This is a genomic window from Clostridioides sp. ZZV14-6387 (genome assembly GCF_020657835.1).
In the GTDB taxonomy this organism is placed as follows: Bacteria; Bacillota; Clostridia; order Peptostreptococcales; family Peptostreptococcaceae; genus Clostridioides; species Clostridioides difficile_A.
In genome coordinates this window covers 55,440-80,021 of sequence record NZ_JAGWCW010000017.1, presented here as the reverse complement: position 1 = coordinate 80,021, position 24,582 = coordinate 55,440, and the positions used below count along the sequence as shown (strand labels likewise).

Annotated in this window: 22 protein-coding genes and 1 riboswitch; of the genes, 21 read left to right on the top strand and 1 reads right to left on the bottom strand. The window is 29.7% G+C overall.

Annotated features, from left to right (window positions below; translation table 11 throughout):
• Positions 1-196 precede the first annotated feature (196 nt).
• The 10 genes from glmS to fabZ all read left to right on the top strand — a co-directional run bounded on the left by glmS (position 197) and on the right by fabZ (position 10,575).
• Positions 197-2,029 carry a glutamine--fructose-6-phosphate transaminase (isomerizing) gene (gene glmS / locus KGF38_RS12255; RefSeq protein WP_074179926.1) on the top strand — a complete coding sequence of 611 codons (1,833 nt, stop codon included), beginning with the start codon at positions 197-199 and terminating at the stop codon, positions 2,027-2,029.
• A gap of 193 nt (positions 2,030-2,222) precedes the next feature.
• Complete coding sequence (locus KGF38_RS12250; RefSeq protein WP_074179927.1) at positions 2,223-3,524, top strand: rhodanese-like domain-containing protein; 1,302 nt, start codon at positions 2,223-2,225, stop codon at positions 3,522-3,524.
• Between the two features lie 181 nt (positions 3,525-3,705).
• On the top strand, positions 3,706-4,575 hold the full coding sequence (locus tag KGF38_RS12245; RefSeq protein WP_074179928.1) for a 4Fe-4S binding protein: 870 nt from the start codon (positions 3,706-3,708) through the stop codon (positions 4,573-4,575).
• Between the two features lie 86 nt (positions 4,576-4,661).
• Complete coding sequence (locus tag KGF38_RS12240) at positions 4,662-5,399, top strand: YwmB family TATA-box binding protein (protein ID WP_054268702.1); 738 nt, start codon at positions 4,662-4,664, stop codon at positions 5,397-5,399.
• Positions 5,400-5,419: 20 nt separating this feature from the next.
• Positions 5,420-6,673 carry a UDP-N-acetylglucosamine 1-carboxyvinyltransferase gene (gene murA / locus KGF38_RS12235; RefSeq protein ID WP_054268703.1) on the top strand — a complete coding sequence of 418 codons (1,254 nt, stop codon included), beginning with the start codon at positions 5,420-5,422 and terminating at the stop codon, positions 6,671-6,673.
• Between the two features lie 86 nt (positions 6,674-6,759).
• Positions 6,760-7,824 (top strand): stage II sporulation protein D, encoded by a 1,065-nt coding sequence (gene spoIID, locus KGF38_RS12230; protein ID WP_054268704.1) that lies wholly within the window; start codon positions 6,760-6,762, stop codon positions 7,822-7,824.
• 65 nt (positions 7,825-7,889) lie between these two features.
• Complete coding sequence (locus KGF38_RS12225; protein WP_054268705.1) at positions 7,890-8,558, top strand: M23 family metallopeptidase; 669 nt, start codon at positions 7,890-7,892, stop codon at positions 8,556-8,558.
• A 97-nt stretch (positions 8,559-8,655) separates the two neighbouring features.
• Positions 8,656-8,916, top strand: coding sequence for a sporulation transcriptional regulator SpoIIID (spoIIID, locus tag KGF38_RS12220; RefSeq protein ID WP_044212029.1), 261 nt, complete (start codon positions 8,656-8,658; stop codon positions 8,914-8,916).
• A gap of 195 nt (positions 8,917-9,111) precedes the next feature.
• Positions 9,112-10,131: a rod shape-determining protein MreB gene (mreB, locus tag KGF38_RS12215; RefSeq protein WP_021382530.1), complete on the top strand. Its 1,020-nt coding sequence runs from the start codon at positions 9,112-9,114 to the stop codon at positions 10,129-10,131.
• Positions 10,132-10,146: 15 nt separating this feature from the next.
• Positions 10,147-10,575: a 3-hydroxyacyl-ACP dehydratase FabZ gene (fabZ, locus tag KGF38_RS12210; protein WP_054268706.1), complete on the top strand. Its 429-nt coding sequence runs from the start codon at positions 10,147-10,149 to the stop codon at positions 10,573-10,575.
• A gap of 110 nt (positions 10,576-10,685) precedes the next feature.
• On the opposite strand, the gene yyaC is transcribed toward fabZ, so the two are convergent.
• Entirely contained in the window at positions 10,686-11,195 is a 510-nt protein-coding gene (yyaC, locus tag KGF38_RS12205) for a spore protease YyaC (protein ID WP_161803358.1), read from the bottom strand.
• Between the two features lie 188 nt (positions 11,196-11,383).
• Positions 11,384-11,487: riboswitch (SAM riboswitch) on the top strand.
• Positions 11,488-11,623: 136 nt separating this feature from the next.
• Between yyaC and metK the strand changes: the two genes are divergently transcribed.
• The 11 genes from metK to KGF38_RS12150 all read left to right on the top strand — a co-directional run bounded on the left by metK (position 11,624) and on the right by KGF38_RS12150 (position 24,582).
• The gene (metK, locus tag KGF38_RS12200; RefSeq protein WP_054268707.1) at positions 11,624-12,817 is read left to right on the top strand and encodes a methionine adenosyltransferase; all 1,194 of its coding nucleotides are present in this window, start codon (positions 11,624-11,626) and stop codon (positions 12,815-12,817) included.
• Between the two features lie 318 nt (positions 12,818-13,135).
• Entirely contained in the window at positions 13,136-14,233 is a 1,098-nt protein-coding gene (locus KGF38_RS12195) for a hypothetical protein (RefSeq protein WP_054268708.1), read from the top strand.
• Between the two features lie 259 nt (positions 14,234-14,492).
• Complete coding sequence (locus tag KGF38_RS12190) at positions 14,493-16,712, top strand: ATP-dependent RecD-like DNA helicase (protein ID WP_054268709.1); 2,220 nt, start codon at positions 14,493-14,495, stop codon at positions 16,710-16,712.
• Between the two features lie 2 nt (positions 16,713-16,714).
• Complete coding sequence (locus KGF38_RS12185) at positions 16,715-17,497, top strand: ComF family protein (protein ID WP_074179931.1); 783 nt, start codon at positions 16,715-16,717, stop codon at positions 17,495-17,497.
• Between the two features lie 333 nt (positions 17,498-17,830).
• Positions 17,831-19,744 carry a PTS sugar transporter subunit IIA gene (locus KGF38_RS12180; protein WP_074179954.1) on the top strand — a complete coding sequence of 638 codons (1,914 nt, stop codon included), beginning with the start codon at positions 17,831-17,833 and terminating at the stop codon, positions 19,742-19,744.
• Positions 19,745-19,884: 140 nt separating this feature from the next.
• Positions 19,885-20,193, top strand: coding sequence for a PTS lactose/cellobiose transporter subunit IIA (locus KGF38_RS12175; RefSeq protein WP_054268712.1), 309 nt, complete (start codon positions 19,885-19,887; stop codon positions 20,191-20,193).
• 25 nt (positions 20,194-20,218) lie between these two features.
• Positions 20,219-20,545 carry a PTS sugar transporter subunit IIB gene (locus KGF38_RS12170; protein ID WP_074179932.1) on the top strand — a complete coding sequence of 109 codons (327 nt, stop codon included), beginning with the start codon at positions 20,219-20,221 and terminating at the stop codon, positions 20,543-20,545.
• Between the two features lie 38 nt (positions 20,546-20,583).
• Positions 20,584-21,918, top strand: a complete 1,335-nt coding sequence (celB, locus tag KGF38_RS12165; protein ID WP_074179933.1) for a PTS cellobiose transporter subunit IIC — start codon at positions 20,584-20,586, stop codon at positions 21,916-21,918.
• A 10-nt stretch (positions 21,919-21,928) separates the two neighbouring features.
• Entirely contained in the window at positions 21,929-22,447 is a 519-nt protein-coding gene (locus KGF38_RS12160) for a GrdB-related putative oxidoreductase (protein ID WP_074179934.1), read from the top strand.
• A 76-nt stretch (positions 22,448-22,523) separates the two neighbouring features.
• The gene (locus KGF38_RS12155) at positions 22,524-23,483 is read left to right on the top strand and encodes a N(4)-(beta-N-acetylglucosaminyl)-L-asparaginase (RefSeq protein ID WP_054275588.1); all 960 of its coding nucleotides are present in this window, start codon (positions 22,524-22,526) and stop codon (positions 23,481-23,483) included.
• A gap of 46 nt (positions 23,484-23,529) precedes the next feature.
• On the top strand, positions 23,530-24,582 hold the full coding sequence (locus tag KGF38_RS12150; RefSeq protein WP_074179935.1) for a Sapep family Mn(2+)-dependent dipeptidase: 1,053 nt from the start codon (positions 23,530-23,532) through the stop codon (positions 24,580-24,582).

The window sequence follows — 24,582 nt, the reverse complement described above, 5'->3', positions numbered from 1 at the left end:
TTATTAAGTAACATAGGAACTAAGTTGACGAGGTCAGAGTTAATCGAATTGTCGGCGGATGCTCTGCGGTGTGTTTACCATCGAAAGACTTCTTTAAATAATAGGAGTAATCCTATGGACAAAGGGAAGCCAAAGTAAACTTATATGACCTAACTCTTAAAATATATAAATAATATTTTTTAGGAGGACACAAATAATGTGTGGAATAGTTGGATATTTAGGAAGTAGAAAGGCAGCAGAAGTTATAGTAGAAGGACTTTCTAAGCTAGAGTACAGAGGTTATGACTCTGCAGGAGTAGCAGTTAATAATTCTAATGGAGAAGAGCTTGATATCAGAAAATTTAAAGGTAGACTTTCTGTATTGGCAGAGGATTTAGAAAAGAATCCTATTGATGGAAATTTGGGAATAGGGCATACAAGATGGGCAACTCATGGAGAACCATCTGATGTAAACTCTCATCCTCATTTTAATCAAGCTAAAACAATAGCAGTTGTTCATAATGGGATAATAGAAAATTATATGGAAATAAAAGAGGAGTTAATCTCTGAAGGTGTTAAATTTGAATCTCAGACAGATACAGAAGTAATAGCACATTTAGTAGATAAATATTATGAAGGTAATTTATTAGATGCTGTATACAAAACTATATCAAAATTAAGAGGAGCTTATGCACTAGGTGTTATCTGTAAAGAACATGGAAATGAACTAGTTGCAGTAAGAAAAGATAGTCCTCTTGTAGTTGGTGTTGGTGAAGGAGAAAACTTTATAGCGTCAGATATACCTGCCTTATTAAAATACACTAGAGATGTTTATTTCTTAGAAAATGGAGAAATAGTTCATCTAAAAGATGAGAACGTAACAGTTTATGATTCTAATAGAAATCTAGTAGAAAAAGAAGTATTCCATGTAACTTGGGATGTAGAGGCTGCATCTAAAGGTGGATATGATTACTTTATGTCAAAAGAAATTCATGAGCAACCAACAGGTGTTAGAGAAACGCTAGAAAGAAGACTTGATGACAATGGAAGCATAGTTTTAGATAGTATAAATATTTCTAAAGAAGATTTAGATAAAATAAATAAAGTTTATATAGTGGCTTGTGGAACAGCATATAATGCTGGATTACTTGGTAAGTATGCTATAGAAAAATTTGTAAATATACCAGTAATAACTGATATAGCATCAGAGTTTAGATATAGTGACCCATTTGTAGATGAAAATTCATTAGTAATATTAGTTAGTCAATCTGGTGAAACAGCAGATACTTTAGCAGTATTAAGAGACTCAAAAGCTAAAGGAGCAAGAATACTTTCTATAACTAATGTTGTAGGTTCATCTATAGCTAGAGAATCAGATGATGTTTTCTATACTTGGGCAGGTCCTGAAGTAGCAGTTGCATCAACTAAGGCATATACTACTCAAATAACTTCTCTATATATGATAGCTCTAGACTTTGCTATTAAGAAAGGAACAATAAATAGAGAATTTTATGATAGTATGATTTCTAAGATGAAAGAAATACCATCAAAGATACAAGAAATACTAGATAACGAAGAATATATAAAAGAAATTGCTAAAACAGTTGTGAGTTCTGATCATGCATTCTATTTAGGAAGAGGGATAGATTATAGTTTAGCAATGGAAGGTTCATTAAAATTAAAAGAGATTTCATATATACATGCAGAAGCTTTTGCAGCAGGAGAATTAAAGCATGGAACAATAGCTTTAATAGAAAAAGGAACTCCTGTAATTGCTATAGCTACTCAAGAAAAATTATTTGAAAAAATGGTTTCTAATATGGAGGAAGTAAGAGCAAGAGGTGCTTATGTGGTAGCTATAGCTCAAAGTCACAATAAGGATGTTGAGAAAGCTGCTGATAGAATAATCTATATACCAAATTCAGATGATATTTTATCTCCTATATTAGCAGTTGTACCAATGCAATTACTTGCTTACCATGTTTCTGTATTAAGAGGATGCGATGTTGATAAACCAAGAAATCTAGCTAAATCAGTAACAGTTGAATAAAAATATATTAAAAATTAAATAGATAATATTTATTAAAAAGCTCATTCTATTGTTTGTATTTTATAGGATGAGCTTTTTTATAAGAATTAAGCATGTTTTTTTGTTATAATTAATTTAATACTTTATGAGAAAACAGTTTTAATTTAATGAAATAATTTCAAATAAAAAAATATTATAAATAGGAGAATAAATTATGTCGGATGATTTTAAAAAGAAAAATAAAGAAGATTTTTTTATTAATCTTGAATCAATTTCTACTGAAATTTTACAAGAAAAAATACAAGATAAATCTTGGATTGTAGTTGATACTCGTTTAAATGATGCATATAATGGATGGAAGTTAGATGGAGTAAAAAGAGGAGGACATATAAAAGGTGCTGTAGATTTCTCTGCTAATTGGTTAAGTGTATACTCAGATAAAAAAGATGAAGTACTAGAGCAAGCACTGAGAACTAAGGGAATTGATTTAAATAAAAATATAGTATTATATGATGCCAATGGAAAAGATGCTTTACTTGTAGCAGAGTATTTGTTTAAAAAGGGATATAAGTATTTATATAAATATGATGTTAATCAATGGGCAGAGAATGAGAATCTTCCAATGGAAAGATATAAAAATTATCAAATGATAGTACCAGCTTCTATAATAAAAGAAATACTGGATGGGGGAATACCAGAGACATTTGAAAATTCCAAACATATAAAAATGATTGAAGCAAGTTGGGGAGAAGAAAAAGAATCGTATGCGAAAGGTCATATACCTACAAGTGTTCATATAAATACTGATATTATAGAACCACCTCCAACATGGATGCTAGACAATGATAATAATCTGACTCAGTTTGCATTAAATTATGGATTTACGAAGGATGATACTGTAATAGTTTCAAGCAGTACAACTATGGCATCTTATAGACTAGCTGTTATATTAAGATATATAGGAGTAAGAGATGTAAGGGTTTTAAATGGTGGAATAAATTCATGGATATCAGCAGGATATGAATTAGAATTTACTAGTAACTCAAGGCATTCATGCACTAATTTTGGAGCAAATATTCCAGTCAACCCGCAATTAATTGTTACAACATCTCAATTAAAGCAAAGACTAAAAGAAAGAAATAAATGTGCATTAGTAGATATTCGTACTTGGGATGAGCATATAGGTAAAATATCTGGATATACATATTATGATAAAAAGGGACGTGTACCAGGGGCTTTATATGGGCATTCAGGTAGTGATAGTGTTTCACTAGAAGAATATCGTAATATTGATGACACAATGAGAAATAAATATGAGATTTTAGAAATGTGGAATAAAGAAAGTATAGATGTGAATAAACAGCTTATATTCATGTGTGGAAGTGGATGGCGTGCTGCTGAGGTATTAACATATACAAATGTAATGGGTGTTGAAGAAACATCTCTTTATAGTGATGGCTGGATGGGATGGAGTCTTGATAACTCAAATCAAATTGAAGTTGGAGCGTATAAATAGAGTCTTTTAAAGTACAATAGAATTACTTAATATAAAGGTGTATTCTCTTTACTAAGTTGAATATACCTTTGTTATGTTTTAAAATATAAACAGAGTTAGAATATGATTATATAAATATAGACTTATTTAAACATATTATTAGCAGTATAGAATTATAAATTTATATTATGAGGTGTAAGAGATGATTAGCAAAGATGAAAAAGCAAAGCTGAAAGCTGAGGGGATATTGGCTCAAAGTCAAGAGGGATATTTCTCAATAAGAATATTAAGTAGAGCTGGAAACTTTACAGCAGAACAACTTATTAACTTGTCAAAGTTATCTGAGAAATATGGTAGAGGTTATTTGGGTGTTACTACTAGACTAGCTGTGGAAATACCATGGATAAAATATGAAGATATAGATTCAATAAAAGACGATTTAAAAACTGTAGGTTTAGAACATGGTGGTACAGGAAAGAAAGTAAGACCACTAGTTGCATGTAAAGGTACTGTATGTCAACATGGAATATATGATACACAAGAATTATGTGGAAAGTTACATGATTTATATTTTGGATATGATTTACCATCTAAAACTAAGATTACTCTAGTTGGATGTCCAAACAATTGTGCAAAAGCGAATACTAATGATGTAGGTATTGTAGGGCAAGTATATGTAAAATTTAATGAAGATAAATGTAAAAATTGTGGATTATGTACATCATCTTGTAGACAAAAATCAGTATATATGGAAAATAAGAAACTAGTGTGGAATAAAGAAGAGTGTGTAAATTGTGGAAAATGTGCTCAGGTATGTCCATTTGGAGCTATGGAAGTTGATAAAAAAGGATTAGCTGTTTATCTTGGTGGTAGAATGGGAAGAGGTTATAGATTTGGAGACAGACTTAGTAATCTGTATACAGAAGATAATATAGAAGAATTAGTTCAAGATGTATTTAATACATATAAACAATTAGCAAGTCCAGGAGAAAGAATAAGTAAAGTATTAGAAAGAATTGGTATCAAAGAGTTTGAGAAACATTTAATGAATATAAAATTGCAAAATGCATAAAAATACCTATTGAGAAAGTATATCTCTCTTAAATTTGTTAATAATTCTGTTATAAGGAAAAACATATTTAAGGGGGATTTTTTATTATGAAAAGGATAAAATTAGCTATATGCTTTTTTATATTAATGACTATAGGGATGACGATATCTTATGCAGATACAAGTATAAATACTAGGTATAATAAATTAACTAATGCACTTGAAATTTCGGAAGCAGACTTTAAATTTTATAATGTTAAAATTAATTCTGTTATAAATTATAATTTATCAAATAAAGAGTTTCGTAATATTTTTATAGAAATAATTAACAATCTAAAGCTAGATGGAAAAGGAATAAATTGGAATCAAAAAGGGTATGGCGATAAAATGCAATTATGTGCTACTATAAAAGGTAGCGATAAAGAAATTTCCATAAAAGGAATAAATAAAAATAATAAAGAAAGTTACATAATAGTTGACATATTGGATAACAAAGTATATAAACATAAAGAGGATATTTATAGTAACGTAGAAAATGTGTTAAATAAATATTCATCTCAAGTAGATGTGTCTGCTTGTATTGTTGGAGAATACACAAAAAGGTTACAAAACAACAAATATGATGATATTTTACAAAAAATATTATATAATATGAATGCTAAGCAAATAGATAAAGTTAAAGACGTAAACTTTTTATCAGTAACAGCATATAGTAAAGTATTAAATGATGATGATTTAGAATATTTAGGGGAAAAAATTAATTTAAATATAGGAATTAGATATAATGAGGATGAAGGAAAAACACTCATATATATTGCCACACCAATTATAAAATTAGATTATTAATTATGAGGAGATCAAAAAATATGGCTAAGATAATAGTAAAAAAGAGTAATCCACTTAAAGGTAGTGTTAAAATAGATGGTGCAAAAAATGCAGTTTTACCAATAATAGCAGCGACTTTATTAGCGAACGGAAAATCAACATTGAATGGAGTACCAAATTTAAGAGATGTTCATGTTATATCAGATTTATTAAGACATGTAGGAGCAGAGGTTGAATATAAAGAAAATACACTTACTGTTGATGCAAGTAATATAAAGACTTGTGAAGCTCCATATGAGCTTGTAAGAAAGATGAGAGCTTCTTTTTTGGTTATGGGACCATTACTTGCTAGATTTAATAGTACAAAAATTTCTATGCCAGGAGGATGTGCTATAGGAACAAGACCTATAGATTTACATTTAAAAGGATTTAAAGCTTTAGGTGCAAACATAGAGATGGACCATGGATTTGTTGAAGCAGCAACAGAAAAGTTAGTAGGAAATAAATTATATCTAGATTTCCCATCTGTTGGAGCAACTGAAAATATAATGATGGCGGCTTCTTTAGCAGAAGGTACTACAATAATAGAAAACGCAGCAGAAGAGCCAGAGATAGTAGATTTAGCAAACTTTTTGAATGAAATGGGAGCAGATGTTAAAGGTGCAGGTACTAACACTATAAAGATAAAAGGTGTTAAAGAGCTAAAAGGAGCAGAACATAATGTAATTCCAGATAGAATAGAAGCAGCAACTTATATGGTTGCAGCAGCTATGACAAAAGGTGATATAACTGTTGAAAATGTTTTAATGGAGCATTTAAAGCCAGTTGTAGCTAAATTAAGAGAAGCTGGTTGTGAAATTACAGAGATGGACAATTCTGTTAGAGTAGTGGGTCCAAAGGTGTTAAAACCAATAGATATAAAGACTTTACCACATCCAGGGTTTCCTACAGATGTTCAAGCACAATTTATGGCTATGCTTACTGTAGCAAATGGAACTGGTGTAGTTATAGAAACTGTTTTTGAAAATAGATTTATGCATGTTGCAGAGTTTAATAGAATGGGAGCTAATATAAAAATAGATGGAAGAAGTGCTGTTGTTAATGGTGTAGATGAATTACATGGTGCAGCAGTAAATGCTACTGATTTAAGAGCAGGTGCAGCACTTATTTTATGTGGTCTTATAGCAGAAGGAGAAACTCAAATAGGAGAAATATACCATATTCAAAGAGGTTATGTTGATATAGATAAGAAGATAACAGCATTAGGTGGTCGAATCGAAATAGTAGAAGATTAATAATTGGTTTAGAGAAGAAAGTTATAAATTAATAGGGTTGTTCATATACTTAAATACAAGGTTTTAAAAGCTAAGGAGGAGAGTATATGAAGAACCCATTGGTTGTTTTGTTAGGATTCGTGACTTGCTCTGTGTTAGTTCCATCACTTATAACTTTAGTCTCTTATAAAAATGTAGAACTAACTGAAAAACCAGAGAAGTCAGTTTCTATAAACAAAACTATTAAAAAAAGCGATATTAAAGAAGAAAGTAATGAAGAAGAAAAAAAGATAGTGAACTATGAAACTGTCAATAAAAAAACACCAATCATCAATGTGTACAATCATATAACAGGAAAAACTGAAAAAATGGACATGGAAAATTATTTATGTGGAGTGATAGCTGGTGAGATGTCTTCAGATTTTGACATAGAAGCTTTAAAAGCTCAAGCTGTGGCAGCTAGAACATATGTAGTATATAAGCAAGAGCATGGACAATCAGGTAAACATAAAAATGCAGTAGTATGTACTGACTATAAGCACTGTCAGGAATACAAAAGTTATGCTACTCTCAAAAAGTTAAATGGAGAAGAATGGATTAAGAACAAATACTCTAAAATCCAAGAAGCAGTTGGAGGAACTAAAGGACAGATAATAACTTATAGTGATAAGGCAATACTTCCTCTTTACTTTTCTACATCTTCAGGAAAAACAGAAAACAGTGAAGAAGTATTTTCTGCAAAATATCCTTATTTAAAATCTGTAGAAAGTCCTTATGATAAGTATTCTCCTAAGTTTGCATCCACACTTAAAATAAGTAATACAGACTTTGTCAAGAGTCTTAGAAGAGCATATAGTACTATTGTAATAGATGCAAATAATTTAAGTAAACAAGTTTCAATAACTCAAAGAAGTGATGCAGGAACTGTAGAGAAAATAAAACTAGGAAATAAAGAGTTGACTGGAAAAGACATTAGAACTGTTTTTAAGTTGAACTCTGCAAATTTTGACATAAAGTTTGGAGAAGGATACATAGATTTTGTAGTAAAAGGATATGGTCATGGTGTTGGTATGAGCCAGTGGGGAGCAGAAGGAATGGCAGAAGAAGGCTATAAATATTATGATATATTATCACATTACTACACAGATACAAAAATAAAAGATATATACTAATAATTGTATAAAATACCAAAAACACGTCAATAATCCAAATGTAGAAATATATTTGGAGGTGCAAAATGAAGAAAAAGCTATTAGAAAAAGATGGTTTTTATTTATCTTTATTTGTATGTGTTTGTTTATTAGCAGTAGGTGGAGTTTGGTTTACAAATAATAATGTAGATAAATTAGCTTCTAATAAAGGCATGATAGAAAATGCTAATAAAGATAGTGAAGAGGAAATACATTTAATTGAAAAAGATAAGAAAGATGCTATTCCCACTTCAACAGATTCAAAACAAAACTTAGAAAAAGCTAAGTCAAAAGAGGAAAATAAGTCGAGTACAACAAAATTAAACTACATTGGAGATAAAATAATAAGAGGATATTCAGAAAAAGAACCTAGTTATTCAAAAACACTAGATGTCTGGGAGACTCATAAAGGTGTAGATGTTAGCTGTACTAAAGGTAAAGAAATAAAATCTCTATTAAACGGAATGGTAGTAGATGTATTTGATGATGAAGAATATGGAAAATCAGTAAAAATAAAAAGTGACAATAATATTGTAGTTGTATATTCAAATTTAGATGAAAATGTTAGTGTTAAAAAAGAACAAAAGGTAACAGAAGGACAATCTCTAGGTACTGTAGGAAGTACTTCTCAAATAGAAAGTGAAGAGGGTATCCATGTACACTTAGAGGCATATAATGGAGAGAAATCTATAGACCCAATGAGTCTAATTAAGTAAAAGTATAACAAGTTTAATCATATTTGGTTAAGCTTGTTATATTTTTTGGTGTTTTTACATATATATCATTAAAGCTATTATGTGAGGGGGGTAATCTTTGAGATCTCATATAGAGGAAAGGGCCATAGTGGTAGCAAAATATATACTTGAAAAAAACACTACAGTAAGACAAACCGCCAAGACATTTGGAGTAAGTAAAAGTACAATTCACAAGGATGTTACAGAAAGATTGAAGGAAATAAATCCATCCCTTGCCAAAGAAGTTAAAAGTGTGCTAGACAAGAATAAATCAGAGAGACATATTAGAGGGGGATTAGCAACTAAATTAAAGTATGAGAAGGAACATAAAAAAATGTAGGTTAAAAACCTACTTTTTTTATTGAATTAGATTATTGTAATAAATATATTAAATAATTATAAATAGCAAAATAATAATACCCTCAAAACATTTATTTTCTCTTGATTAAAGCGAGTTTTTTGTATATGCTTTATTATAGGAGTATTAAAGTAGACTTATAATATAATCTAATATATAAATGAAGGAGTTGAAAAAATGGCTGGAGCTGATATAGGCATAGATTTAGGTACTGCAAACGTACTTGTTTATGTTAGTGGTAAGGGAATCGTTTTAGAAGAACCATCTGTTGTAGCAATAGATAATAGGACAGATTCTGTTTTAGCTGTGGGAGAAGAAGCTAAAAAAATGATAGGAAGAACACCAAGTAATATAGTTGCTATAAGACCTTTAAGAGATGGTGTAATTTCGGATTATGATGTAACTGAGAAGATGTTAAAATCTTTTATAGATAAGATAGTTGATAAAAAAGGATTTGGAAGATTCTTCATGCCAAGAATTATGGTATGTGTGCCAACTGGTGTTACAGAAGTAGAAAAAAGAGCAGTAGAGGATGCTACTAGACAAGCCGGAGCTAGAGAAGTATATATCATAGAAGAACCAATAGCAGCAGCCATAGGAGCTGGAGTAGACATATCACAACCTAATGGTAATATGATTATAGATATTGGTGGAGGGACTGTGGATATAGCCGTAATATCTCTAGGAGGAGCTGTTGTAAGTGAATCTATAAAAGTTGGTGGAGATAGATTTGATGATTCTATAGTTAAGTATATGAAAAAACAACACAATCTTCTTATAGGTGAAAGAACAGCAGAGAAAATTAAGTTTGAAATCGGTTCTGCATTTAAGAGAGAAGAAGAAAAATATATGAAGATAACAGGAAGAAACTTAATTACAGGGCTTCCTAGTTCTATAACTATAAATTCAACAGAAATGCTAGAAGCACTTAGAGAATGTGTTGAGCAAATAGTAGTTGCCACTCATGCTGTTTTAGAAAAAACACCCCCTGAATTAGCAGCAGATATAGGAGATGTTGGTATAATAATGACTGGTGGAGGTTCATTATTATACGGATTGGATAAAATAATAGAACAAAGAACAGGGATAACTGTTACAATAGCAGAGGAGCCATTGTCTTGTGTTGCAAAAGGGACAGGAATAGCTTTGGGTTCAATAGACTTACTTGAAACAGGTGGGTCTTTTAGAAGAAAATAATTAGGAGAGTTAAGAATGCTAAATATAGATGAAATAAAAAAATTAATACCACATAGATATCCATTTTTATTAGTGGACAAGATTACAGAGTTAGAAGTTGGGAAAAGAGCTGTTGGTATAAAAAATGTAACAGTGAATGAGCCATTTTTTCAAGGTCACTTTCCAGAATATCCATTGATGCCAGGAGTATTGATAGTAGAGGCTTTGGCACAAGTGTGTGGAGTTGCAATGATGTCTGTAGATGAAAATAAAGGAAAATTAGGTGTATTTGCAGGTATAGATAAGGTTAGAATTAAGAGAGAAGTAAGACCAGGAGACACATTAACTATGGAAGTTGAAATGACAACTCTTAGAAGAAATATAGCTAAGGCAGATGCTAAGGCATATGTTGGTGATGAGCTTGTCTGTAAAGGTGAATTAATGTTCGCTTTGGTGGAAAAGTAAAAATTCACAATATAAAAGTAAAAAGGTAGATAATTTGGAGTATTCAATTAGATACTCTAAAATATCTACCTTTTTATATAAAAAATTTTATCAGTTACTTCACATTGGACTTAGGTGGATACTAATAAAGCTAAGGCTATTGTTTCAGCTAAGTCCAATATAAAGCTAAGACGTATATTATTAAATGAAAGTCTATTATTTTCATCAATTTTATCTACAATTCCTACTATAGAATAATTTCCTATTTGAGGTAGTTTTTTGCCAACACCTTTTCCGGGCAGGATAGGTCCTTCTCTAATTTGTATATTACCTATGTTACTCTGCGACCCCAAGCAAGCATCTATAGCCAAGAAGTTACCTTGTATATGTGTATTTTTTATAGTATCTAAAGACTCATATATATTTAAGGCGTGAATAGGGTTATCTAGTGTACCGTAAACGGGGTATTTAAATTTACTGTTCTTAAGTATTGTTCCAACTAAAGGGCCTAAAGTATCACCTATAGCCCTGTCTGTTCCTATGCAAACAACAATCGTATTTTCATTAATTATAGTTTTTAGAACTGAACTTAGCATCTGTATAACATCATCATCGCTGTAATTTACTTTAGCTAAATACAATAGGAACACCCCCTTCAAAAAAATATATGAATAAAAAACAATAAAAAGACCTAACTTTAAATTTCAGATAGAGATAATATTTTATTTGTCTTACAAAAAAAGGAATGGGAAAAATATGACTAAAAATCTTGACAAAATTTTAAAAAAATAGTAAGCTAGTAAAGTAAAACAAAACTTAAATCTTGATTACCTTATCAAGAGCGGCTGAGGGATAGGCCCTGTGAAGCCCAGCAACCACCCAAATGGGAAAAGGTGCTAATTCCTACAAGACAAAAGTCTTGAAAGATGAGGTCAGTTAATTAGTATGCGATTACGATTATTAACCTCTTCTTATAAAGGAGAGGTTTTTTATTTTGAGTAAAATTTCTAAAATTAAAAATAAGGTAAAACCTATAATAAAAATTGAGAATGTATAAGGGGGAATAAAAATGGCAAGACATTTATTTACGTCAGAATCAGTTACAGAAGGACATCCTGATAAGATATGTGACCAAATATCAGATTCAATATTAGATGCATTATTAGAAAAAGACCCACAATCTAGAGTAGCTTGTGAAACTACAGTTACGACTGGATTAGTTTTAGTAGCAGGAGAAATAAGTACATCTGCTTATGTAGATATTCCTAAACTAGTAAGAGAAACAGTAAAAGAAATTGGATATACAAGAGCGAAATATGGATTCGACTGTGATACTTGTGCAGTTATAACTTCTATAGATGAGCAATCTGGAGACATAGCTATGGGAGTTGATGAAGGTCTAGAAAGTAAGACTGGAGAAGAAATAGAAGAAGAAATAGAAAAAGTCGGAGCTGGAGACCAAGGAATAATGTTTGGATTTGCATGTAATGAGACTCCAGAATTAATGCCACTTCCAATATCTTTAGCTCATAAATTATCAAGAAGACTTACAGAAGTTAGAAAGACAGGTATAGTTGATTATTTAAGACCAGATGGAAAAACTCAAGTTACTGTTGAATATGAAGGAAATAAAGCTGTAAGAGTACATACAGTTCTTATATCAGCTCAACATTGTGAAACAGTATCAAATGATAAAATAAGAGAAGATATAATTAATCATGTTATTAAAGCAGTTATACCAGCAGAATTACTTGATGAAGAAACTAAAATTTATATAAATCCAACAGGAAGATTTGTTATAGGAGGACCTCAAGGAGATACAGGTCTTACAGGAAGAAAAATAATAATAGATACTTATGGTGGATATTCTAGACATGGTGGAGGAGCTTTCTCAGGAAAAGACCCTACAAAAGTTGATAGATCTGCTGCTTATGCAGCTAGATATGTTGCTAAAAATATTGTTGCAGCTGGTCTTGCAGATAAATGCGAGATAGAACTTGCATACGCTATAGGTATAGCTAGACCGTTGTCTATATTCATAGATACTTTTGGGACAGGTAAAGTTTCAGAGGAAAAACTTGTTGAATTAGTAGAAAAACACTTTGATTTAAGACCAGGAGCTATAATAAGAGACTTAGATTTAAGAAAGCCTCTTTACAAAAAAGTTGCTGCTTATGGTCATTTTGGTAGAACTGATATAGATTTACCTTGGGAAAAAATTGACAAAGTTGAGCAATTAAGAAAAGATGCCTTAGGTGAATAATTTTTAATTAATAAACTGTTAGAATGTAATTTTATGATTATATTCTAACAGTTTTTTTATTGTAGATTAAATATTTTTAATAAATGTTAATTTCCCATCATATAATAGATAAACAGTATTTAATTAGATTAGTGTATTATATTTTTTAATATTATACTAAATCAGTACATATCATGGAAAATATGTTAAAGAATGGTTAAGATTGTGTTAACTACTGTTAAATAATTGAAAATATATTGAAATATCACAACAATACATCTAATATAATCTTAATAAACTTACACTTTAAAAATTATTTTAATTAGGGGGGAGTAGTGTATGTCAGGAAAAGTAAATATTAAAACTGTTATAAGTTTTGCTGGAGCTTATGTAGCTACTGTAATAGGTTCTGGATTTGCAACTGGTCAAGAGATATTGCAATTTTTTACGTTTTATGGATATGCTGGTATTATAGGTGGAATAATATCTATGGTATTATTTTCATGGTTTGGAGCAGAAGTTATAGATAAAGGAAGAGAGCTAAAACTTAAGGAGCCAATAAAGATTTATCAAGTATATTGTGGAAAATATCTTGGTACATTCTTTGAATGGTTTGGACCATTGTTCTTATTTGGAACACTAGTAATAATGATTGCAGGGGCAGGAGCTACATTATCAGAGTACTATGGATTAAATCCATATGTAGGTAGGATTGGTATGGCAATCGTTTCCCTAATAACTGTTTCTTTAGGTCTAACAAGACTTTCTAAGATACTAGGTAATATAGGTCCTATAATAATAATATTTACACTTTTAGTAGGAGCTATTAGTCTATGTAGTAATATTGATGCTTTACCAAATGCTGGGGCTATGGTTGATAGTTTAAACATTAAAACTGCTACATCAAGTGGGTATTTCTCAGGTGTGCTTTATACTTGTTATAATGTAATTATAGTAATCACATTCTTAACAGGAATGGGCTCTTCTGCAGTAAACAAAAAAGATGCTGTATGGGGTGGTATAGTAGGAGGAATAGCTCTTATGGCAGCGGCTATAATGATGAATCTAGCATTGCTTTCAGACATAGGAAATATATATACAAAAGAGATACCAGCACTTTACTTAGCTGATAAAATATCTCCAATAATAGGTGTTTTATTCTCAGTAGTACTTTTATTAGGAATATACACTACAGCTGTTCCACTATTATGGTCAGTAACTAACAGATTTGTAGAAGATGACCATCCTAAATTTAGAATTATAACAATAGTAGTAAGTATATTAGCATGTATAGGAGGCTTATTACCATTTGATAAACTAGTAGGAACTCTATATCCATATACAGGTTACATGGGAATTTTAATTTTACTATGTATGCTTTATAGAAGAATTACTAAGACCAGTGGATATAAGGAAAATAAATCTGAAATAAGTTAGTATTAGGATAATTTTATGAAATTTAATTTGTAGTTTACACATAAAGTGATTAAAATAAAATAGTTATTAAAATATGGCACCTGTTTTTTAAGGTGTCATATTTTTGGATGCACAATTTTTTTGTTTCTGATAAAATGTATAATAGTTGGAAATTACGTTAAGTATAAAAATATAAAAACTTTTCTAGAACTATCACAGTTTGACATATAAAACATACTGACTTAACAGGAGCGAGTATTAGTATTTTTAGGAGATAAAAATGGAAAAATTAGAAGGAATGATAAGTGAAATAGTCTTTAAAAATGAGGACAATGGATATACAATAGCTCATCTAGTAAATGAAAAAGATGAAATTGTAATTGTAGGATGTATGCCTACTTTGGCAACTGGAGAAAGTATAGAAGTTGAAGGTAAATGGGTAAACCATAAGATTTATGGTACTCAGTTTGAAGTAAATAGTTTTATGCCAGTGACACCCTCATCCTTAGAAGGAATTTATGTCTATTTATCTTCTGGAATGATACATGGTATTGGTGAAAAAATGGCTAAGAGAATAATTGATAAATTTGGTGTAGATACACTAAATGTCATACAAAATTCACCAGAGAGACTACAAGAAGTAGATGGTATAGGGAGTAAAAAGGTAAAACAAATAGTAAAAAGTTATGAAGAAGATAGAGAACTGAGAAATATAATAATAGAACTATCTCCTTTTGGAATAACACCAAATTACTGTCTAAAAATATACAAGAAATATAAAAGTAGTGCAATAGAAGTTATAAATAAAAATCCATATCAACTTGCTGAAGATATAAGAGGAATTGGATTTAAGGTGGCTGACAGTATAGCCAATAAAATTGGTATAGATAAAAATTCCAAGGATAGAGTTTGTCAGGGAATTTTATACACTTTAAATAAATCTCTAAGCAATGGACATACATATTTACCAGAGCATATCCTAATACAAGATTCGGAAAAATTATTGGAGCTAAAAGGAGAAATAATAAAAGAGTGCATAATGATGCTAGTTTATAATCAAAAAATACATATAGAGAAAGTAAACAATGAAAATCTTATATATCTTATGCCATACTACTTAGCTGAGAATGGAGTATGTAGCCAAATAGTAAAACTATCACAGTATGAATTCGAAGACTTGAAAATAGATATAGATAGTGAAATTAATATTTTGGAAGAAGATAAAAAAATCAAGCTAGCAGAAAAACAAATTTTAGCAGTCAAAGAATCTATTAATAGTGGCGTATTAATTATAACTGGTGGCCCAGGAACTGGTAAGACAACCACTATTAATTCTATCATAGAAATATTTGAGAATAATGGTAAAAGTGTCACCTTAGCAGCTCCTACAGGAAGAGCAGCAAAGAGAATGAGTGAAACTTCTGATAAAGAAGCAAAAACTATACATAGATTGTTGGAAATGGGTTTCTCAACAGATGATGATTTAACTTTTTTCAAAGATGAAGAAGACCCAATAAATTCAGATGTAATCATTGTTGATGAGGTATCAATGGTAGATATTATTTTAATGTACAACTTGCTTAGAGCTATAAAATTAGGAACAAGAGTTATTTTGGTTGGAGATAGTGACCAATTACCTTCTGTAGGAGCTGGAAATGTACTTAAAGATATGATTGATTCTAATATTATAAATGTGGTTAAATTAAATGAAATATTTAGACAAGCACAAGAGAGCATGATAATTGTAAATGCTCATAAAATAAACAATGGAGAACCTCTTTATTTAAATACAAAAGAGAAAGATTTCTTTTTTATAAGAAAATCTACTAATGAAGAAATATTAAATGAAATAATAGGATTAGTTAATGAAAGATTACCTAAATTTTATAAAGTTGATAAATTAAAAGATATACAAGTTTTATCTTCAATGAGAAAAGGTGAGTTAGGAGTTACTAATCTCAATATAGAGTTACAGAAGTATCTTAACAAAAAAGAAAAATTTAAAGTTGAAGAAAGTTTTTCTAAAAGACTATTTAGAGTTGGCGATAAAGTAATGCAAGTAAAAAATAACTATACAAAAAAATGGGAGACAGAAGACCAAAAAGAAAGTGGAGAAGGCATCTATAATGGAGACATTGGATATGTCTACCACATAGATAAAGATAAGAAAACCATATATGTATTATTTGACCAAACTAAAATTGTATCTTATCTATATGATGAATTAGATGAAATCGACCATAGTTTCTGTACAACAATACATAAAAGTCAAGGAAGTGAATTTCCAGTTGTAGTATTACCAATAACTTGGGCTCCACCTATGTTACTTAGCCGTAATTTGTTATATACAGCTGTAACAAGAGCAAAAAAATTAGTTGTATTAGTTGGAGATGTAAAGTATCTTGAATATATGATAAAAAATAATAGAGTGAATCAAAGGTATTCAAATTTAGGATATAAGTTAAATAAATTTAAGCGAGAAGGGCTGTTGATAGAATAAATATGAAAATATGCAATGATAATTTTATTAAGCGTTTACAAAACATGATTAATAAATGTCTGGATTTTATATATCCTGAGAATATAAGTTGCATAATTTGTGATAAATCCATAAAGAAAACAAATACTTATTCAATATGCAAAAGCTGTTTTAATGAAATGAATTTTATACAAGATGGTTGTATGAAATGTGGAAAACCAATAATACATCATTCAATTGAAAAGGAGTTTTTTGAAGAGTGTAGTTACTGTTTTAATAAAGATTTTTATTTTGATAAATCTATATCCTGTATTGAATATAATGATGTAACCAAAAAGATAGTATTAGGGCTAAAATATAATCAGAAAACATTTATGGCTAGGTATATAGCTGAGATAATGAAAGAAAAGTTGCATTTAGAAAACTTGAAATTTGATTATATACTATTTGTTCCTCTTCATAAAAAAAGGTTGAACAAAAGAGGCTTTAATCAAGCACAAAAAATAGCGTCTAATTTAAGTGAGATACTTAATATTCCATTATTAGATTGTATAAGTAGAAAAAAATATACAAGAATGCTCTATAAATTAAACAAAAAAGAAAGAAAAGAAGAACTAAAAAATGTATTTGAAGTTAAAGAAAATATAAAATTAATAAATGATAAAAATTTACTTTTAATAGATGATATATTTACTACAGGTTTGACAACAAATGAAATTTCTAAACTTCTAAAGTTATCTGGTGCTAATAAGGTATTTGTATTGACTCTACTGACAAGAGCAAGTGATAATTATGTTATGGAATAATCTTATATGTTGACAATTTTAATTTAAAATATTAAAATGAATAAGTGATATTTAGGTCTGTGGTTGAAAGTCCAAGCCAGTCGCAGGCAAAAGGATCCACGTAAGTTAACACTAAAAATTGGGTTAATGATCATGGTGCGGCTTAGAAGTAAGACCTACCGGTAATAAAATCGAGAGAGAGTAGTAGTGCGGCGAACCCAAGCGAACCCTCCAGTAGGCGAGTGTGGGGTCAAAAACCAGGTCAGCTAAATATCATATTAAAGAGAGCTAGCATAATACTTTTATGTGTAGCTCTTTTTTGTGTATAATAAATTAAAATTAGGTCATAAAGAGGTGATATATTTGAACAAAAGACAGGAAAACTTGTTAACGACATTGCTATTAGAAAAAGATTTTATAAATGTAAATGAGATTGCTAATGATTTTGAATGTTCAGAAAGGACAATAAGAAATGATTGCAAATATATTGATGACTGGTTATCTACTTTCTGTAATGCTTATATAAAAAGAAAACCTAACATAGGAGTTAAATTTAGTGGAGATGATACAGATAAAATACTAGTAAATCAGAAGTTACGAGGTGAAGTTAAAAGAGTAAATAGTGAGCTACATAAGCAAGTTGAGATATTGAATTTACTGCTTTGTAACAATAAGAAAATCACCTTAAATGATTTATCTAACAAATTATATATAAATAAAAATATTGTCAGAGAAGAAATAAGTAAATTATCATTGTTATTAAATAATTATAACTTAAATGTATTAACTAAAAAAGGCAGTGGTATATGTATTGAAGGAGATGAGAAAGACATAAGAGTAATGTTAGTATCATTCTTGTTTAAGTACATAGATAAATATAGGCTAAATATAGATGAAATAGAATATTTTCATATAGTAGATATAATAGTTGTTAAAAATATAATGTCTACCATAGAAGAGAATATGGATATAAGACTTACAGATATATCATTCAGACAATTAATGTTGTTTTTACTTATAAATATAATACGAATAAGATTAGGAAATTCTTTGGAGGTATTAAATGACAAGAAAGAGCTCAAATTAAAAATGCTTATTTTAGATATAGAAGATGAATTAAAATCTAATTTATCTATAGTGTTAAATCATGAAGAAAAATTGTTTATAGAATCCTTAATATTTGGTATGAATAAGCAAATAAATAGTAGTAACACTAAAAGAGCATTATATTTAAATGAAGAGTTAGTAGAATATACAAAAAAAATTATAAATTTAGTATCAGAAGAATCAGGAATAAATTTCAATAATGATATATTGCTTTATGAGCAATTAATATGTCATTTAAATGTTACAATGCACCAAATGAAAAGTAATGTATATTTGGAGAATCCACTTTTAGATAATATAAAAACTAAATTTTGCTTTTTATTCACAGTAATATCAAATTCAATAGGAATTGAATTAAAAGGAAAACAAATAACAGAAGATGAAATAGGTTATCTTACACTCCACTTTCAAACATCTTTAGAAAGGAAATATAATAAGAGGGAATCAAATAAGAAAGCAAGTATCGTATGCCCATTTAGTTTTGGGGTAAGTATGTTATTAAAAGTGAAAATAGAAAAGAGATTTGATAATATAGAAATTGTTGAAACTCTAAGAGAGGAAGATTTAAAAAGAGACAACTTCAATAAAATGATAGACTTTATAATTGCATTTCAAGAATATGAAAATATTCAAAAGCCAATTTTCATAACAACACCGTTATTTACTGATGAAGATGAAAATAAACTTAAGGAATTTACAAATAAAATAAAAGAAAAAGATACATCATACAAGCTTATGAATAGATTAATGATGTCTGATTATTTAATAAGAGAGTTAGAACACGATGATATTTATGAAGCTATAACATATCTAACTAATTTGTTAATTGAAAAGCATTATGCTGAAAAAGAGTATTTAGAATCTATTATAACAAGAGAAAAATCATATCCAACCAATGTTGGCAAAGGAATACTATTTCCTCATGGAGATATGAAATACATAAAGCAATCTGTGTTATGTTTTGCAAGATTAAAGACACCAATAAAAATTAGAAATGGAAAAGATATAAATATTATACTTTTATTAGCTTACAAAAAGGATGATGATAGAAAAATATTTAGAGAGTTATTTAAAGAAATATCTAGTTTAACAGAAGATGAAGGTATGTTGGATACTCTAAGTAAGTGTGATATATCAAAAATAAAAGATGTTCTTATTTAAAATTCATAGTGAGATGTAAATAAGCACAAAATTTTCCATGTGATGGAAAAAGTTGTGCATGTTTTTTTGTTTTTATACGATATTATATATTTGTAAGATATAAACTATCTAAAAGCAGAGAAGCAACTTAGGAGGAAAAAATGGAAGAAATAGTTTTAAAGATTATAATTCACGCTGGAAATGCAAAATCCATGCTTTATGAAGCACTTAGTTGTGCAAAGGAAAACGATTTTAAAAAAGCAGATGAATTGATTGAAAGTGCAAACGAAGAAATTTTAAAGGCACATAAAGTACAAACTGAACTTATACAAAAAGAAGCTGGAGGAGATAAGTCAGATATATCTATATTGTTAATTCACTCTCAAGACCATTTAATGACTTGTATGAGCGAGAGAAATCTTATCAAAGAAATGATTATATTAAGAAAAGAAATTCAAAAATTAAAATAAAAAAGATTAAGGGGGATTTAGAAGAATGAAAAGAAAAGTATATTTATTTTGTAGTTTTGGAATGTCAACAAGTTTGCTTGCAGGTAAGATGCAAAAGGTAGCTGATGAGCATAATTTACCAATAGAAGTAGAAGCATTTCCGATAGCAGAAATTGATAAAATAGTTGCAGAAAAAAATCCAGATTGTATATTATTAGGGCCACAAGTTAAGTACATGTTAAAGGAATTAAAGCCAAAGTTTGAAGCACAAGGTAAGCCTATAGATATGATAAATGAAGCTGATTATGGAACTATGAATGGTGAAAAAGTATTAAAACTTGCTATAAAGTTAATAAAATCTAAACAAGTGTAGGATTATAATAGAAAATAATTGGAAATGAGGGTGGATAGATGAATAAATTGGAAAGAATACTTATGCCATTGGCTGAGAAAATAGGTAAAAATAAATTATTAATTGCAATTAGAGATGGTTTTTTAGTATCATCACCATTATTAATAATAGGTTCGTTATTTTTATTGGTAGCAAATTTTCCGATAAAAGGATGGGATGAATTTGTAGGCCAAATTTTTGGTTCAGATTGGGCTGTTAAATTACAACAACCAACTGTAGCTACATTTGAAGTAATGACTCTACTTGCAGTTCTAGGAATTGGATATTATTATGCAAAACAAATAGATGTAGACCCAATAGCATCAGCAGCAGTTGCAATAGTTGCTTTTTTTATAGTAACACCATTTGTGATACCATATACACCAGAAGGAACAACATCAGTTTATATGGTCACAGGAATACCACTGGGGTGGATGGGCTCTAAAGGAATGTTTGTAGGTATGATAACAGCAATAACTTCTGTAAAATTATTTGCAGCAGTTGTCAAAAAAGGATGGACATTAAAAATGCCAGATGGAGTTCCTCCAACTGTATCAAAATCATTTGCTGCATTAATACCAAGTGCAATAGTTATGATAGTCTTCTTTTTAGTTAAGATAGCCTTTGAAGCTACGCCATATGTAAGTATACATGAATTTATATTTAAATTTTTACAGATGCCATTGTTAAAACTAGGAAATAGCTTGGGTGCTATGGCAATCGCTTACATATTCTTACACTTATTCTGGTTCTTTGGAATAAATGGAAGTAGTGTTGTTGGAGCTGTATATAATCCTATATTAAAGATTTTATCAGCTGAAAATTTAGCTGCATTTCAAGCTGGTTCAAAAATACCAAACATAATAACTGGTCAATTCCAAGATATGTTTGCAACATTTGGTGGAGCTGGTAGTACACTATCATTAGTCATAGCTATGTTATTAATATGTAAAAGTAAACGTATAAAGTCAATGGGAAAATTATCAATCTTACCAGGAATATTTGGTATAAATGAGCCATTGATATTTGGTCTACCAATAATGCTTAACCCAATATTATTGATACCATTTGCAATAGTTCCAACAATAAATATAATAATAGCTTATTTCTGTATGTCAGCAGGTTTGGTACCACTTACAAATGGAGTCCAATTACCATGGACAACTCCAATTATATTCTCTGGTTTTCTAACAACAGGATGGCAAGGGGCTGTCTTACAATTAGCACTTCTTGTACTAGGAATATTTATGTATATGCCATTTATAAAAATGCTGGACAAACAATATTTGAGAGAAGAAAAGACAAATGTTGAAGAGGAAGATGATGAGATATCTTTTGATGATTTAGTATTATAGGAGGAATATTATGAAAAAAATAGTTATGATATTGGATCAAATACAAGCTGGTGCTGGAGGAAAAGAAAAAAATAATATACCTCCTGCTGGAAAATCAAGCCCATTAGGTCCAGGTATAATGATGGAACCATTTTTAGATGATTCTAAAGTAATAGCTACATTATTTTGTGGAGACGAATTTTTTATAAATAATGAAGAAGATGTAACAAACAAAATGATAGCCATGGTAAAAAAATTAAATCCTGATGTAGTAATTTGTGGTCCAAGTTTCAATTATGAAAATTTTTCTAAGATGTCAGCTATATTATGCAAAAATATAAATGATAAGACTAATATATCAGCGTTTGCAGCTATGTCAGAAGAAAATATAGATATAATAAACGAATATAGAAATGATATATGTATAGTTAAAACACCAAAAAAAGGTGGAATTGGACTTAACGATTCATTAAACAACATATGTAAATTAGCAAAATCAATGGCAAATAAAGAGGATATAACTTTAATGAGAGAAGAATTTTGTTATTAATACAAATCTAAGTAATATAATATTTATAATGAAAACAGATTACTAGAATCTATATAATAAGGAGGGGAATTTTGACATGTGGGGAATGATAGCAACATGGAGAATGGCTCTAGAAGGTATAACTGAGGCATCAGAGAGTTTGGAAAAAGGTATGGAAGCAGGAGATGCAGTAGAGCTTGCTGTAAGAAGAGTCGAAGATTATCCATTCTATAAGTCAGTTGGTTATGGAGGACTTCCAAATGAAAACTGTGAGGTAGAACTTGATGCTGCATTTATGGATGGTAATACATTAGATATTGGAGCAGTTGCTGGGATAAGGGATTATTCTAATCCTGTCAGCATAGCGAGAAAACTTAGTTATGAGAAGGTAAATAATTTCTTGGTCGGAATAGGTGCTGAAGAGTATGCCCATAAAAATGGATTTGAAAGAAAAAATATGTTGACCGACAGAGCAAAGTTGCATTATAAAAAGAGAAAAAAAGAAACTTTAGACAAGGGATTGAGTCCATATTCGGGTCATGATACTGTTGGAATGATATCTTTAGATAAAAATGGGAAGATGTGTGCAGCTACTTCAACAAGTGGATTATTTATGAAGAAAAGAGGCAGAATAGGAGATTCTGCACTATCAGGTTCGGGATTTTTTGTTGATAGTAGTATAGGAGGAGCTACAGCTACTGGTCTAGGAGAAGACTTGATGAAGGGATGTATATCTTATGAAATAGTTAGACTTATGAAAGAAGGAAAACATCCACAAGAAGCTTGTGATATAGCAGTAAATGAACTTGATAAACAGCTTATTAAAAGAAGAGGGAAAGCTGGTGATTTATCACTAGTTGCCATGAACAATAAGGGCGAATGGGGAGTAGCTACAAATATAGCTGATTTTACTTTTTCAGTAGTAACTGAGGAAGAAGCACCTACAGTCTATATTTCAAATAGAGTGAATGGGAAAACTATACATAAGGTTATATCAAATGAATGGATGGAAGCATATGAAGCTAGAATAAAAGCTCCAATAGAAGTGAAAGAATAAATCAGTCATATAATAATGTAGAGTTTTTTATAATAAGGAGATTTTTATGAATATCATAAATAATAAAGTAGATGAATTAAGAGAAGACTTATTAAGTGATATTATAGATATTGTAAAAATACCTAGTGTTAAAGGGGAGTCAGAAAATGGCTTCCCTTTTGGCGAAAAAGTAGGTAAAGCACTTAATAAAGCATTAGAAATATCAAAAAAATTGGGATTTAAGGTTAGAAACTTAGATAATTATATTGGTTACGCAGAATATGGAGAGAGTGAAGATTACATTTGCGTGATTGGTCATGTAGATGTTGTACATGAAGGTGAAGGTTGGGAGTATCAACCTTATAAAGGAGAAAAAGCCGATGGAAGAATTTATGGTAGAGGAGTATTAGATAATAAAGGACCTATAATATCTGCTTTATATGGATTGTATGCTATTAAAGAATTGGCTTTAGATTTAGATAAAAAAGTTAGAATAATCTTTGGTACAAACGAAGAGAGTGGATTTGAAGATATACCATATTATTTAGAAAAAGAAAAAGCTCCTCTTATGGGATTTACACCAGATTGCAAGTATCCTGTTGTATATGGTGAAAAAGGAATGGCAAAGATTAGAATCAAAAGCAAAAATACCTATGAAGAAGACACATTTTTAGGTTTTATAGAAAACATGTCTGAAAATGTGCTTGTTATATATAAAGAGTTAAATAAAGAGAATAGTGATATTATATTGGATATAAAGGTAAAATACGATTTTAGTTATAAACTAAAAAATGTATTAGATGAAATAAAATTTAGTTTTCCAAATAGTATTGAAGTAGAAGTAATTTCTAATTTTAATCCTGTATATTTTGATAAAGAGAGTGAGCTTATTAAAAAACTTCAGATAGCATATGAAAGAGTTACATTATTAGATGGAACTCCAGTAACAACCAATGGAGGTACATATGCAAAAGTAATGCCAAATATAGTTCCATTTGGACCTTCATTTCCAGGACAAAAAGGAATAGCTCATAATCCTGATGAATACATGGATATAGAAGATATAATTTTAAATGCAAAGATATTTGCAAATGCAATATATGAATTGGCGAAGGAGTAA

Bases quoted from the DNA above. Each gene is read 5' to 3' on its own strand.
- KGF38_RS12195 (WP_054268708.1), top strand. From the start codon at position 13,136: ATGTCAGGAAAAGTAAATATTAAAACTGTTATAAGTTTTGCTGGAGCT.
- mreB (WP_021382530.1), top strand. From the start codon at position 9,112: ATGGCTGGAGCTGATATAGGCATAGATTTAGGTACTGCAAACGTACTT.
- fabZ (WP_054268706.1), top strand. From the start codon at position 10,147: ATGCTAAATATAGATGAAATAAAAAAATTAATACCACATAGATATCCA.
- spoIID (WP_054268704.1), top strand. From the start codon at position 6,760: ATGAAGAACCCATTGGTTGTTTTGTTAGGATTCGTGACTTGCTCTGTG.
- metK (WP_054268707.1), top strand. From the start codon at position 11,624: ATGGCAAGACATTTATTTACGTCAGAATCAGTTACAGAAGGACATCCT.
- KGF38_RS12245 (WP_074179928.1), top strand. From the start codon at position 3,706: ATGATTAGCAAAGATGAAAAAGCAAAGCTGAAAGCTGAGGGGATATTG.
- KGF38_RS12170 (WP_074179932.1), top strand. From the start codon at position 20,219: ATGAAAAGAAAAGTATATTTATTTTGTAGTTTTGGAATGTCAACAAGT.
- glmS (WP_074179926.1), top strand. From the start codon at position 197: ATGTGTGGAATAGTTGGATATTTAGGAAGTAGAAAGGCAGCAGAAGTT.
- KGF38_RS12185 (WP_074179931.1), top strand. From the start codon at position 16,715: ATGAAAATATGCAATGATAATTTTATTAAGCGTTTACAAAACATGATT.
- KGF38_RS12175 (WP_054268712.1), top strand. From the start codon at position 19,885: ATGGAAGAAATAGTTTTAAAGATTATAATTCACGCTGGAAATGCAAAA.
- KGF38_RS12225 (WP_054268705.1), top strand. From the start codon at position 7,890: ATGAAGAAAAAGCTATTAGAAAAAGATGGTTTTTATTTATCTTTATTT.
- KGF38_RS12240 (WP_054268702.1), top strand. From the start codon at position 4,662: ATGAAAAGGATAAAATTAGCTATATGCTTTTTTATATTAATGACTATA.
- KGF38_RS12155 (WP_054275588.1), top strand. From the start codon at position 22,524: ATGTGGGGAATGATAGCAACATGGAGAATGGCTCTAGAAGGTATAACT.
- KGF38_RS12190 (WP_054268709.1), top strand. From the start codon at position 14,493: ATGGAAAAATTAGAAGGAATGATAAGTGAAATAGTCTTTAAAAATGAG.
- KGF38_RS12250 (WP_074179927.1), top strand. From the start codon at position 2,223: ATGTCGGATGATTTTAAAAAGAAAAATAAAGAAGATTTTTTTATTAAT.
- KGF38_RS12160 (WP_074179934.1), top strand. From the start codon at position 21,929: ATGAAAAAAATAGTTATGATATTGGATCAAATACAAGCTGGTGCTGGA.
- celB (WP_074179933.1), top strand. From the start codon at position 20,584: ATGAATAAATTGGAAAGAATACTTATGCCATTGGCTGAGAAAATAGGT.
- murA (WP_054268703.1), top strand. From the start codon at position 5,420: ATGGCTAAGATAATAGTAAAAAAGAGTAATCCACTTAAAGGTAGTGTT.
- KGF38_RS12150 (WP_074179935.1), top strand. From the start codon at position 23,530: ATGAATATCATAAATAATAAAGTAGATGAATTAAGAGAAGACTTATTA.